Origin of the sequence: Lysinibacillus sp. FSL K6-1151, assembly GCF_038630755.1 — a bacterium.
GTDB classification, from domain to species: Bacteria; Bacillota; Bacilli; order Bacillales_A; family Planococcaceae; genus Lysinibacillus; species Lysinibacillus fusiformis_D.
The window spans coordinates 1,306,789-1,319,414 of record NZ_CP152040.1 but is presented as its reverse complement, the minus strand read 5'-3'; the positions used below and the strand labels follow the sequence as shown (position 1 = coordinate 1,319,414).

12 protein-coding genes are annotated in these 12,626 nt (G+C 38.6%); 5 read left to right on the top strand and 7 right to left on the bottom strand.

Features of this window, described 5'->3' with window-relative positions; all coding sequences use genetic code 11:
- Positions 1-202: 202 nt before the first annotated feature.
- The 3 genes from MHI04_RS06225 to MHI04_RS06215 form a co-directional block, all read right to left on the bottom strand.
- Positions 203-718, bottom strand: coding sequence for a DUF6886 family protein (locus tag MHI04_RS06225; protein ID WP_089932095.1), 516 nt, complete (start codon positions 716-718; stop codon positions 203-205).
- A 14-nt stretch (positions 719-732) separates the two neighbouring features.
- Positions 733-1,473, bottom strand: coding sequence for a class I SAM-dependent methyltransferase (locus tag MHI04_RS06220; RefSeq protein ID WP_342535411.1), 741 nt, complete (start codon positions 1,471-1,473; stop codon positions 733-735).
- Positions 1,474-1,659: 186 nt separating this feature from the next.
- On the bottom strand, positions 1,660-2,844 hold the full coding sequence (locus MHI04_RS06215) for a YbfB/YjiJ family MFS transporter (RefSeq protein WP_342535410.1): 1,185 nt from the start codon (positions 2,842-2,844) through the stop codon (positions 1,660-1,662).
- Positions 2,845-2,960: 116 nt separating this feature from the next.
- On the opposite strand from MHI04_RS06215, the gene MHI04_RS06210 reads away from it, so the two are divergent.
- The 4 genes from MHI04_RS06210 to solA all read left to right on the top strand — a co-directional run bounded on the left by MHI04_RS06210 (position 2,961) and on the right by solA (position 8,052).
- Positions 2,961-3,851, top strand: coding sequence for a LysR family transcriptional regulator (locus tag MHI04_RS06210; protein WP_271912623.1), 891 nt, complete (start codon positions 2,961-2,963; stop codon positions 3,849-3,851).
- A gap of 191 nt (positions 3,852-4,042) precedes the next feature.
- On the top strand, positions 4,043-5,410 hold the full coding sequence (gene guaD, locus MHI04_RS06205) for a guanine deaminase (RefSeq protein ID WP_342535409.1): 1,368 nt from the start codon (positions 4,043-4,045) through the stop codon (positions 5,408-5,410).
- Between the two features lie 48 nt (positions 5,411-5,458).
- Positions 5,459-6,808 carry a solute carrier family 23 protein gene (locus MHI04_RS06200; RefSeq protein WP_330493498.1) on the top strand — a complete coding sequence of 450 codons (1,350 nt, stop codon included), beginning with the start codon at positions 5,459-5,461 and terminating at the stop codon, positions 6,806-6,808.
- 128 nt (positions 6,809-6,936) lie between these two features.
- The gene (gene solA / locus MHI04_RS06195) at positions 6,937-8,052 is read left to right on the top strand and encodes an N-methyl-L-tryptophan oxidase (protein ID WP_036127723.1); all 1,116 of its coding nucleotides are present in this window, start codon (positions 6,937-6,939) and stop codon (positions 8,050-8,052) included.
- A gap of 47 nt (positions 8,053-8,099) precedes the next feature.
- On the opposite strand, the gene MHI04_RS06190 is transcribed toward solA, so the two are convergent.
- From MHI04_RS06190 to MHI04_RS06175, 4 genes are read right to left on the bottom strand one after another with little or no spacing between them, the layout of a single operon-like run.
- Complete coding sequence (locus MHI04_RS06190; protein WP_271912620.1) at positions 8,100-8,663, bottom strand: hypothetical protein; 564 nt, start codon at positions 8,661-8,663, stop codon at positions 8,100-8,102.
- A gap of 16 nt (positions 8,664-8,679) precedes the next feature.
- On the bottom strand, positions 8,680-9,765 hold the full coding sequence (locus MHI04_RS06185) for an FAD-dependent oxidoreductase (RefSeq protein WP_271912618.1): 1,086 nt from the start codon (positions 9,763-9,765) through the stop codon (positions 8,680-8,682).
- The gene (ribD, locus tag MHI04_RS06180) at positions 9,762-10,874 is read right to left on the bottom strand and encodes a bifunctional diaminohydroxyphosphoribosylaminopyrimidine deaminase/5-amino-6-(5-phosphoribosylamino)uracil reductase RibD (protein ID WP_271913547.1); all 1,113 of its coding nucleotides are present in this window, start codon (positions 10,872-10,874) and stop codon (positions 9,762-9,764) included. Before ribD ends, MHI04_RS06185 begins: the two co-directional genes overlap by 4 nt.
- 15 nt (positions 10,875-10,889) lie before the next feature.
- The gene (locus tag MHI04_RS06175) at positions 10,890-11,621 is read right to left on the bottom strand and encodes a GTP cyclohydrolase II (RefSeq protein ID WP_089932088.1); all 732 of its coding nucleotides are present in this window, start codon (positions 11,619-11,621) and stop codon (positions 10,890-10,892) included.
- A gap of 269 nt (positions 11,622-11,890) precedes the next feature.
- Between MHI04_RS06175 and MHI04_RS06170 the strand changes: the two genes are divergently transcribed.
- Positions 11,891-12,526, top strand: coding sequence for a TrkA C-terminal domain-containing protein (locus tag MHI04_RS06170; RefSeq protein ID WP_036127739.1), 636 nt, complete (start codon positions 11,891-11,893; stop codon positions 12,524-12,526).
- The last annotated feature ends 100 nt before the right edge of the window (positions 12,527-12,626 follow it).

Here is a 12,626-nt window from a genome sequence, read left to right as displayed (position 1 = left end):
AAATTTGTTAGAGTAGTACTTTAAATATCTTTCTCCACATCCTGCATCTAATACATGCTTTCCATCTGGCTCTTCCACCAAAGAATAGATGGTAGGATTCAATGAATATCACCCTGCTTCTCGTAATTAGCTGTATACCTTTATCTAATTAATAGACAAACAAGCCTCGTCCATGCACTAGCAGCATGACGAGGCTTGTTCTTTAGTGTCTTGGCTGTGCAAAGCGCATCCTGCACATCGACCAATTTAAGCTTGTATACTGGATTTCGTCATGGATATCCCACAAGCGATCCACTATTCGCAATTCAACATTCCGTTCCAATAATGCTTTAGCTATATCGTTAACCTCAGAGACATTAATGGGCATTTGTATTAATTCACTTGTATAATAACCTGCATTATCATCCAGTAATGAGAATCCATTACTATCAAACTCATATAGGTAAAGTCTCGTATTCTTCAATACTTCAAACCATTTGTTTTCAATGACCACTACATGAGAAGCTTGTGCTAAATAATGCCCTCTATCTTGCTCTGTTGTTTGTACCCCTGCATGAAAGCAAACACGAGGACAATCTCTCGGCGTTAAATAATTTGGCAAGCATCTCTCATTGATGGCCCATACAAGCCCTTTGGTTGCATCTAAATCTGCTCGCTCAGGTAGTCGAGGATGAAACATCGTAATAGTAGGGTTCTCACTGACATGAAATAAACGCATGGATTCACTCTCCTTTATTTTCTAAGTTTAAAGACGATAAAATCTGCACAATGCAAATCTTCCTCAAATTGAGGATACTTCTCTAGCATGTCTTGTGATGGCTTTGGCTCTACAATAGCTTCAATGGTAAAGCCACTTTGAATAATGGCTTGCACATAGCTTGTTAATGTACGGTGATACAGCACAATTGAGGGGTCAGCATCTAGTTGTTGGTAAACCCCTTCATAAAAATAACGCTGGATTTTCCAATACTGTTGATCTAGCTGCTCATGTCTTATCCATCCACTATTTGGTGTCACAAAACATGGATGCAGAATTGAAAAAATAAAAATGCTATTAGGTTTCAAAAGACGATACATTTCATGCAATGCAGCCTTGTAGTCCTCTAAATCTTGAAGAACCATATTTGACACAATACCATCAAATTGCTCATCTGCTAGAAACGCTAAATTTTCACAGTTCCCGTGTAAAAATTGAATAGCTTCCTGCTGTTGTGTTCTTTCCATAGCAATATCCAGCATTTTTTGTGAAAAATCAACAGCCGTTACGCTTGCCCCTTTCTTCGCTAGTAACCTACTTAAATATCCTTCTCCACATCCTGCATCTAATACATACTTTCCATCTAGCCCTTCCAGTAAAGAAAAGATGGTGGGATTTAACAGTACTACACGATGATTGTCACCCTGCTCACCGTAGGTAGCTGTATACCGCTCTGCATATTGATTCCAACGTTGAATAGCTTGTTCTGTGTTCATATAAAGTCCCCATTTCAATGTAGAATCGTAACGTTACGTCCTTTGTGCACTTATCTATTTTTCCATATAAAGAAAAAAATATATAGACTTTTATTATATTTTTTAATATCATGTAGATAGAGGCACGGCTTCTTTAAGTAAATGATAAAGGCCAGAAATCCTATTTGGATTTCTGGCCTTTATGCGCTATATAGAAATTGTATGTTCTGCAACAGCTTCTTTTTTTACAGTTAGCCATCTACCAATTACCATAACGAGCAATGCAAGAAACACGATGACACCAGCAAATACAAGTGCTGCTTTATAGCTACTATAAACTTCAACCAGCTTTCCTGCGACGATCGGTCCGATAATTTGTCCAAAAGCATAAAAGGTTGTTAATAAAGATACAACAAAACCGCTCTGTGTTGGGAAAAGCTGTCGTGCATAGGAAGTAGTTAACGTGACAATTCCTACAAAGGTCAGACCAAATAAAAATGATGCTAACAATACGCTCCATACAGTTTGTGAAAATACGGGTAATAGGATGCCAATCACTTGAAGTATGTATGCCACAAACAAAATTTTTATCGCTGAAAACTTCTCCAATAAGACTGTCCAAACAGGTGCTGATGGAATAGCTGCAAGTCCCACAATAACCCAGCTGTAAGAGGAGTAAGCTTGGAGAGAAGGGATATTATGAATAATATCAACCAAAAAAGTACCTGTAATAATATAGCCTAATCCCTCTAAACCATAGGATAGAATCAGCCATGGCATAAAGCCTCTTGTCATTTTGGTATCGAGCGTTTTCATCACTTTTATGCTGTCTTGAACCTCTAAATTTCTCCACAGAATAAAGGTAATGAGTAAAAAGATAGCTGATAGCATACCTAAACCTAGCCATGTTCCCTCCCAAGCAAATTTCGCTTCTATTGCAGGAACACATAAGCCAGAAATAGCAATTCCCAAACCAATGCCACTAAATACATAGCCAGACCATCGCGATAATGAATGTCTCGCCAAATAATCCATCATAATGCTAGACGTTAAAACAAAAATAAGCCCACCTGTAATGCCTGCGATTAAACGTAGAACTAGCCATACAGAATACACCTCTAGCAAGCCCATTAATCCCACCGATAGAACATTGAAAACGACACTTGCCAATAAAATATTTTTACGTCGACGATGAATAAATCCTGCCCATAATGCGCCAATGAAATAGCCAATATAATTGCTTGAAGCCAAAAATCCAGCCACCTCTAACGAAAATCCTACATCATGACGCATAAATGGCAAAATCGGTGTAAATGCAAATCGACTAATTCCCATTGCGACAACTAGTAATAAAATTCCTCCAAAGACAACCCCCATATGCTGTCGAGTCATTTTTATCCCCCTCCCCTTTTTCCTACTGTAATTATAAGGATACAGAGCGTAAATTAATAAATCTAATATATAATGTATATAAAATCATAAAAAAAATTAATGAAAGGTGCTTGCATATGAATTTACACGCTTTACGGCTATTTACAAAGGTGGCTGAGCACAATAGTGTTTCCAAAGCGGCACAAACGCTTATGATTAGTCAGCCTGCTGTCACCATTCAAATACGAAATTTAGAAAAAGAGCTAGGTTTGACCCTGATAGAATCCAAAGGAAGAGGCATTGCATTAACACCAAATGGTACGTTTTTATATAAACAGGCACAGCGATTATTTGATTTAGAAATCGATATTGAATATAAAATTGAACAACTGAAATATACAGGCAATGAGGAATTACAAATTGCCTCGACGCATGTGCCTTCCCATTTTTTACTGCCCAAATGGTTGGCTCATTTTAAACAAATTTATCCAGCAACAAATCTCCATTTAAAAACGGCTAATTCACAGCAAGTCATTGAGGAATTATTGCATTATAAAGCTGACTTAGCCTTTATCGTTAAAGAAGATGGCCATCATCCTGATATTAATTATCAATTTCTGATGAATTTAGATTATTGGTTTATCGTGCCATACAGTCATCCATTAGCAGGTCAAACGGTTTCCCTCGCAGAACTTATGGAACAGCCCTTTGTGACAAGGGAAGACGGGAGTTCCACAAAAGAATATTTAAATGCTTTATGTAAAGTGCATAAAATTCCCCCACCGAAAGTAGGACTGCAACTAGATGGAATTAATGAATCGATCCATGCTATTGCAGCAGGTTTCGGAACAATGCTAGCTCCGTCCATAGCAGCTTCTAGCTTTATCCAGCAGCAACAGGTTGCCCGTGTTTTTATTAAGGATATTGATATTCAACGTCCTATCTATCTTTGTACACGAAAAAATGAACAGCACCATTCCCCCTCCTTTCATAACTTTCTTCATATCATCAATGAATCCATTCTATAAAAAGAAGGCACGCTAAAACATGTGCCTTCTTCTCATCCATCAATGCTTGTCAAAGCTGTAAAAATGTAGTTGGACAGCTTCTTTTTTTCTTTCACAAACTCATTAATATTCGTTTTTTTATAGACTCCATCGTTTGTATAGCCTATAATAATCCGTGTTATTATCGATAAACGAACATTAAGGTGGTTTTTATGACTGAATATACGTATATTTTCAAAGGGACAGCTTTTACTAGTAAATCTGCTACTGAAGTTCAAATTTTAAAAGATTATTTGTTTTTCATAAATGCTGACGGCATGATTGATAAAGCAGTCGGTCCAGAACGTACTGATTACCAACAACTATTAACTACATATCAACATCAACCTAATTTCCATCCATTAGCTGAAGGTCAATATTTCTTACCAGGATTTGTTGACTTGCACGTTCATGCACCACAATGGGCACAATCGGGTACAGCCTTAGACATTCCACTTTATGACTGGCTAAACACCTATACGTTCCCAATCGAATCAAAATTTTCGGATTTAACGTTTGCACAAGAGGTTTACAAGGATTTAGTGAGCACGCTGCTTGCCAATGGCACAACAACATCCTTATATTTTGCGACAGTTCATAAAGAAGCTAGCATACTGTTAGCTAAAATCTGTGCTGAAAAGGGCCAACGTGGCCTTGTCGGAAAAGTGGTCATGGATGATCCTGAGCAAAATCCCGATTTTTATCGAGATGCAAACACACAAACCGCATTAGCTGATACAGAAGAGTTTATTTTAGCGGTAAAAGAATTAGCGAAAACAACTAAACAAGGTGTTTACCCCGTGGTCACACCTCGCTTTATTCCAAGTTGTACAGATGATGCCTTAATGGGCTTAGGTGATTTAGCAGCGAAATATGATACTCATATTCAATCTCACTGTAGCGAAAGTGACTGGGAGCATGGTTATGTCAAAGAGAGATTTAATAGCAATGATGCAGTAGCCTTACATGATTTTGGTTTATTAGGTGATAAATCGGTTATGGCTCATTGTAACTTTTTAAGTGATGATGATGCTCAATTATTTGCTGAAACAGGCACTGCCATTGGTCATTGTCCAATCTCTAATGCCTATTTTGCTAACAGTGTGATTCCAATCGCCCGCTTCCATGCAATGGGCATTGATATTGGATTAGGCTCAGATGTTTCAGGGGGATTTTCTCCAAGTCTTTTTGATAATGCAAGACAAGCTGTTATGTCATCAAGAATGTTAGAGGATGGTGTCGATACAACCCTTGCAGCTGAAAAACGAGGTGTGCCAAATTCACGTATTACCATTAATGAAGCCTTCTATCTAGCCACTGCTGGTGGTGGTGAAAGCTTAAGCCTTCCAATTGGGCGTTTACAAGAAAACTATACATGGGATGTACAAATTATAGATACAAAAATCCCTACTGCTAAGCTTCCAATTTTTGATCAAAAGGAAGATTTACTCGATATATTCCAAAAAATAATGTATCTTGTACGCCCAGAAAATATCCGTGAGGTATGGGTGCAAGGAAGTAAAGTTCATGCGAGAGACTAGTCATTCTCTTATTCATTAAAAATCTATCATTTTGAGGTGTACAACTTCGTGAAAACGCAACATAGTAAACGAACAAACGAAACAAGAAAAACACAATTAACCGTATTACCAGATGAAAAAATCTCGTTCAGCCAATCAGCTCTACTAGGTTTACAGCATGTCATGGCCATGGATGTTTACGTTGTGCCATTTTTAATTGCCATGCTCATTGGTCTACAAACAGGGCAGGCAGATGCATTAATTCAATCCACCTTTATTGCGGCAGGAATTGCGACTATTGTACAAACCCATTTTTGTATGAAATTACCGATGGCACAAGGCCCTTCCTATGTTCCACTAGGGGCTATTGTTGGAATCTATGCGGCAAGTGGCAGTGGTGATTTAGGCTGGAGCACTGTGCTAGGTGCCAGCTTAATCGGTGCTATTTGCGTCATTATTTTAGGCTATACAGGCATTTTCAATAAAATTGTTCAAACATTTATTCCACCGATTGTTGGCGGTACGATTATCTTTGTTGTCGGTCTTTCCTTAATGCCTGTCGGTTTAAGTGATAATATTTTTAATGGAGCAGGTGCATCCATTAATCAGAACATCTATTTAGCTTTGATTTCAGCCATTGTATTAATCATTTGTGTCATGTTAGGGACAGTCTTCCACCAAAAAGGGCGTCTATTCCGTATTGCATCTGTCATCATTGCCTTAATCGGCGGCAGTATTGCGGCAAATAGGATGGGTGTTTTAGATTTATCTCCTGTATCACAAGCAAAATGGTTTAGTATGCCGCAAATTCCATTTGCAGATTTCGGCTTTAGCTTTAATATTTCAGCCATTATCACAATGGTCATTATTTATATTGTCTTAATGGCGGAAACAACAGGAACATGGTTTGCCATTAGCAATGTCATCGACAAACCATTAACAGATCAACAAATTAATCGAGGCGTTATTGGTGAAGGCATTGGCTGTTTTATTGCTTCATTACTAGGCTCTACACCTGTGACGGGTTACTCTACAAATGCAGGTGTTATCTCAATTACAGGGATTGCGAGCCGTCGAGTATTTATAGCAGCAGGTATTTGGTTTATCATCTTCGGCTTCTCTGGTAAATTAGCGGCACTTATTTCAGCCATTCCTTCAGCAGTCATTGGTGGTGTATTTGTCATCGTCTGTGGCATTATTGCCATCAGCGGATTACAGGTGATGAAAAATGAACATATTGGCGAAAAGGAAATGTATGTCATTGCGATTCCTGTCATTTTAACGTTAGCTCTGACATTATTGCCTGATGATTTCCTTTATTCACTACCTACAACCGTTCAATATTTATTTGGATCGCCTATCGCAACCGCTGCGCTAGTAGCGATTTTCCTTAATAAAATTCTACCAAGCTCAAAATAGCAAGTATCTACAATGCATAGCACCTCTAGTCCATTTGGATTGCAGGTGTTGTGCCTATTTATTTTCTAAAATTTCTGTTTCCTTCCCTGCTAATCTGTTATACTAGAGCAAAAAAGTAGGGATTCAGAATGGTATATGATGTCATAATAGTTGGTGCTGGCTCCATGGGGATGGCGGCTGGTTATTATTTAGCAAAGAAAGGTAACAAAGTTCTTATGCTAGATGCCTTTACTCCCCCGCATGAAGAAGGTAGTCATCATGGAGATACAAGAATCATTCGCTTTGCTTATGGTGAAGGGGCTAGCTATGTACCTTTTGTAAAAAGAGCTGGTGAGCTTTGGCAAGAGCTAGAGTCTTTAGCCAATGAGAACTTATTTTTACAAACTGGCGTAGTCAATATTGGAGAACCAACCTGTGACTTTATTCAGAATGTCAAGGCAAGCTCAGCACTCTATGATTTAGCACTCGAACATTATTCAGCAGCGGAAGCGATGAACAAATGGCCAGGGCTATTCTTGCCAGAAGATTTAGTGGCTTGCTTTGAGCCGACAGCAGGCGTCCTTCGGGTAGAAGCATGTATTCGAGCATATCAAAAATTGGCGTTAGAGGCTGGTGCAAGCTTACAGACGAATGAAAAAGTACTTGCTATTCAAGCTGGAGAAATTGTACAGGTGCAAACTGTACATAACCTTTACAAAGCAAAGCACTTAATAGTGACGGCTGGTGCATGGGCAACCGAGTTACTACAAACGATGGGCGTAACCATCCCAGTTACCCCAACACGTAAAACGTTTGCATGGTTTGAGGCAGATGAGGAGCTTTATCGTGATGAAAATTTCCCAGCCTATTGCTTTGAATTTGCAGATTCAACCTACTACGGCTTTCCTAGTATTGATGGAGCAGGATTAAAACTTGGGCGACATGATGGTGGCGAAGTGATCAATCCAAATACTCCTTTGCGCCCATTTGATGATGCAGATCTTGTTGATTTACAAAATTTCATTCATCAGTTTATGCCCAAGCATGGTGCAATAAAATACGGCAAAACATGCAAGTATTCGATGACTCCTGATGAAGATTTTATAATTGACTTTTTGCCTAAACATCAAAATATTATTATTGCTGCAGGTTTTTCGGGCCATGGCTTTAAATTTAGTAGCGCTGTAGGGGAAGTACTAGCGGAATTAATTGTAGATGGCAAAAGTAAACAGGATTTATCAACCTTTAAGTTGAATCGATTTTAAAAAAATAAAGATTGGTACAACGAACGCATAATCGTTGTACCAATCTTTTATTTTTGTATCAGCACTTGAAACTCTTGCCAATCATATAAACGTGGAAGATTCACATGCTGGTTATAGGATTGATTTTTTAAGATCACCTTTGTTGTCACATCATGAAGTGTTTCCAGCACTGTTGGTTTATCATCTACATAAACATCTAACGCAAGCTCTTTTATAATATTGACTTTTTCTGCATCCTGCATTCCACAGAAAAAATGACCGTCCGTTATTGGAAAACCTTGCGCCTCCATCCATGCTCTTGTTTGTGCACAGTATTGTTTGGGACGAGATGTAATATAGTAAATATCATGCCCTTGCGCCGCTAGAGCTTGGAGCGTTTTTATTGCCCCCTCAAAAGAAGGACAGTCCGTAAAATAAATCTCCTCCATTGTACTATTCCACATTGCATAACCTTCTTCGTCTGTTAAACCAAAAGGCTCATGTATTTCTACACGTTGTAAGGCTTGAAAGGTTTTAAAGGAAACATTTTTACCTAGTTTTTTATTATAGAGTAAAAAAGCGTGTGCTCGTAAATCAATTAAAGTGTCATCTATATCAAAGCCAAATTTCATCTAGTTGTTCGCCCTTTCAAGAAGCCTTATTTATAAAGTTAGAAGCAAATGTTTGCTCTTTTTCAATTTGTTTTGCTAATACTTCCTCAATGGCTTGCTTACGCATTTGTTGAAAATCTTGTACATTAAATTGTGCTAACGTGTCTTTATTTAGCAAAGATGCCAAACAATCGGCATCCTTTAGAGCACTATTTAATCCAAATGCCCCAGTTGGTGTCATCGTATGGACAGCATCACCTAACAATACAATGCCCTGGGTACCCCAACAGTCACAGTGACTACTAAAAACATCTAATAACACAAAATCTTTCCAAGATTGAATATGCTCTTGTACTGTATTAGCTAATAGTGGAAATTGTGTTGTAAGCTGCTGGATAAAAGGAGTAAAAGCTTGTTTGCGCAGCTGAGGGAAACTACCCTGTTCGATATTCCAGCCTATTTGAATATAACCACCAACTTGCGTAAACAATGACAGCTGCTTATCATCGATTAGTGCCATTTTTATCGAAGGTTCCCAATTTTGGGGTGCAGGAATTTTAGCCCATAGTAAATCAAAGCCATGTTTCTGTTTCTGAACATCAATATGTGCTTCCTTACGAATGGTAGAATAGCGACCATCTGCACCAATAATTAATTGGCTATCAATTTTAATAGTGTTTCCATTTTTTATTGCTATAACTCCTCTATAATGACCAGAAGTGTCTACGATGAGCTTTGTTACCTTTGTATGTAGCAAGCATGTAAAGTTGGGAAACGGCCGTGTATTTTGTAAAATTCCCTTTAATAAATGAGCTTGTGGGACATGTATGCCTAAATGACCTACTGCTTCATCAGGAAAAATCGTTTTAAAGGCGTTACCATCTGCGTAATACTCCAGCTTCTCCATTCGTAATATACCGTGTGACTCAACTGCCTCAAAAAGATGATGATTTTTTAAAACAGCCTCGCCCTCTTCATTTAAGTGCTCGCCTCGAAATGACTGACCAAGTGCTGCGTTTTGCTCAAGTAGGATCACTGTTAGCCCTTTTTTGGCTAGTAAGTAGGCTAACAGTGCGCCAGCTGGTCCTGCCCCTACTATACAAACATCTGCTTGATAGTTCACTTTTCTTCACCTTGCTTTGGATAAGCAATAATACGCAAATCCTCGCCTACCTTATCAAATGAAGTCCATTCAACATTCCATGCCTCATTCATTTGAGAAGGACTATAACCAGCAAACGGTGTTAATGATAGATTCCCACCGAGAACTTTAGGCGCTATATACACCACATATTTGTCGATCGCTTCTTGCTGTAAAAAAGAAGCATTTATTTTACTTCCTCCTTCGAGCAAAATATCCGTAATGCCATGTGTATAAAGCTTTTCAAGCATATCATCAAGCTGAAGTCCATATTCATTTTTACGTACTGGTAAAACCGTCACACCTTTGTCTGTAAATCGCTTCATTTTTTCTTGGCTTACGTCCTCACTACATACAAGAATCGTATGTGCTTCCTCCGTATTTAACACATTTGCATAATCGGGTGTGCGTAGAGAACTATCCATAATAATACGTGTTGGATTTTTTCCGTATCCTTCTTTTAATCTTGTTGTTAAAGTAGGATTGTCAGCAATGACTGTACCCACACCGACTAAAATTCCATCTACTTCATGGCGAATATAGTGAACATCCTCACGTGCAGCCTCGCCAGTTACCCATTTAGAATGCCCTGTATGTGTGGCAATTTTCCCATCTAAAGTCATAGCAAATTTGGAAATAACAAATGGGCGTTGTGTCAGCATATTGTGGATGAAACGTTCATTAACACGGCGAGCTTGTTGCTCCAAAACTCCCACCTCAACTACTATTCCCGCATCCCGTAGCAATTGAATGCCTTGCCCTGCTACAGCTGGGTTTGGATCTTGCATGGCTACCACAACTCGACTTACACCAGATTCCTTCACTAGCTTCGCACAAGGTGGTGTCTTCCCATAATGCGAACAAGGCTCTAACGTTACATATAATGTAGCATCTTGTGCATGCTCTCCAGCCATACGAAAAGCATGCACTTCAGCATGTGGTTCACCTGCTTTTCTGTGTAAGCCCGTGCCTACAATTACGCCATTCTTCACGATCACAGCCCCAACAAGTGGATTAGGGTTCGTATTTCCTTTGGCACTCGCTGCTAAATCGAGTGCTAATTGCATATACTTTTCATCAACATTTGCCATCATCACAACCTCCACCTATTGTTTTTCGCGCATATGTCCAGATTTTTCAACTTTTGTTTCTAAATAAAAACGATTTGTCTCTGTCAAACCGCCCCATAATGGAACATGCCCTTCGGCAGCCATACCGCGAGCCTGTAAAGCAGCCAATTTCTTCGGATTATTTGTAATAAGTGTGACAGGTTTTGTGCGTAGAGTAGCTAATACCGCAAGTGCCTCGTCATATGAACGAGTATCATCTGGGAAGCCGAGTGCATGATTTGCTTCTACTGTATCTAGCCCTTCCTCTTGTAATAAATAAGCAAGAGATTTAGAGAATAACCCTATGCCACGACCTTCATGATCGGCTAAATAAAATATAGCGCCACAGCCGTGCTCTGCGATCATTTTCATGGATTCATGCAACTGGTAGCCACAATCACAGCGCTGACTGCCAAAGATGTCACCAGTGTGACAAATACTATGCATTCGGATTAAAGCATCCTCGGAATGGGTAAAATCACCATACACCAGCACAGATGATTGTTGCAAAAATGCTAAATTGGCATTTGCTAAACCATCAATAATTTCCTCTTTCGTTAAATTTGCATCAACTGTTAGCCAGTTATACCATTGAAATGATGCAGAAAAATCGCCTTGTTTTACAGGCAAATTTACTGGGCCAACTAGACAAATATTTTCTGTATTTGTATGCTTCACGATTGTCATTTTATCCTTCACTAAGTCCATAACTTTAGTCGTAATTGTCATATTAATCTCCAACCTTCTATAGAAACAGTTGGCTGAATTCGCCAACTGAGCACATGTATTTTTACATCACTTACATAACGTAACTTAGTTTATAATAATAACTAAAAAGTGTCAAACAACAGCTATTATTCTTTTAATATAAATGATAGATACCAAAATTTTAGCATTACTTTTTCATCATATACCACTAGCTTATGGAGGTGCTATTTTTTCTGTGCAGGCTAGTCTATAATAAGCTGTGGTACTGTAATGACGAAAGGAAGTTTAAAATGAACTTAGAAAAAAATGTTCAAGTAAAGCAGCCAAAATATCAACAAATAGCCATCGACCTTGCCTCTAAGATCGTAGAAAGAAAATACCGCATTGGCGATAAAATATACGCAAGATCCTCTCTTGCAAGTCAATACAATGTTTCAGCAGAGACTGCGAGAAGAGCCATTGCCGTGTTACAAGACTTAGAAATTGTTGAGGCTTCTAAAGGTAGCGGCGTAATTATTAAATCGTATGAAAAAGCAGCACAATTCGTCAGACAGTTTCATGATGTTCAATCCATTCACGAAATACAAAATGAACTATTGACGAGTATTCAAAAGCAGCATCATGAATTAATTAATTTACAAGACAAGGCAAAGCAGCTCATTAGCCGCACTGAGCATTACCGTTCGGTCAATCCATTCATTCCTTATCAATTAGAAATGACAGCTGATAGTCCATGCATTCATCAAACTGTACAAACCTTAAATTTTTGGCAAAATACATCAAGCACCATTGTCGGTATCCGACGTGGCAATGAATTATTACTATCCCCTGGTCCTTATGTCTCATTTGAGGAAGGTGACATTATTTATTTTGTCGGAAATGATGAAAGCTTCGCCAGAGTTCAAAGCTTTTTATATCCAAATTAAAAACCGTTTAAACGCTGATATAACAGCGTTTAAACGGTTTTTTTCTTATTAGTCGATTTGACAAAAGTAACAACTCTTTGTTACAGTAAGGTTGTTACTT

Coding starts and splice junctions, on each gene's coding strand:
- MHI04_RS06225 (WP_089932095.1), bottom strand. CDS start 718: ATGCGTTTATTTCATGTCAGTGAGAACCCTACTATTACGATGTTTCAT.
- MHI04_RS06190 (WP_271912620.1), bottom strand. CDS start 8,663: ATGAAATTTGGCTTTGATATAGATGACACTTTAATTGATTTACGAGCA.
- MHI04_RS06215 (WP_342535410.1), bottom strand. CDS start 2,844: ATGACTCGACAGCATATGGGGGTTGTCTTTGGAGGAATTTTATTACTA.
- solA (WP_036127723.1), top strand. CDS start 6,937: ATGGTATATGATGTCATAATAGTTGGTGCTGGCTCCATGGGGATGGCG.
- MHI04_RS06210 (WP_271912623.1), top strand. CDS start 2,961: ATGAATTTACACGCTTTACGGCTATTTACAAAGGTGGCTGAGCACAAT.
- ribD (WP_271913547.1), bottom strand. CDS start 10,874: ATGGCAAATGTTGATGAAAAGTATATGCAATTAGCACTCGATTTAGCA.
- guaD (WP_342535409.1), top strand. CDS start 4,043: ATGACTGAATATACGTATATTTTCAAAGGGACAGCTTTTACTAGTAAA.
- MHI04_RS06170 (WP_036127739.1), top strand. CDS start 11,891: ATGAACTTAGAAAAAAATGTTCAAGTAAAGCAGCCAAAATATCAACAA.
- MHI04_RS06220 (WP_342535411.1), bottom strand. CDS start 1,473: ATGAACACAGAACAAGCTATTCAACGTTGGAATCAATATGCAGAGCGG.
- MHI04_RS06175 (WP_089932088.1), bottom strand. CDS start 11,621: ATGACAATTACGACTAAAGTTATGGACTTAGTGAAGGATAAAATGACA.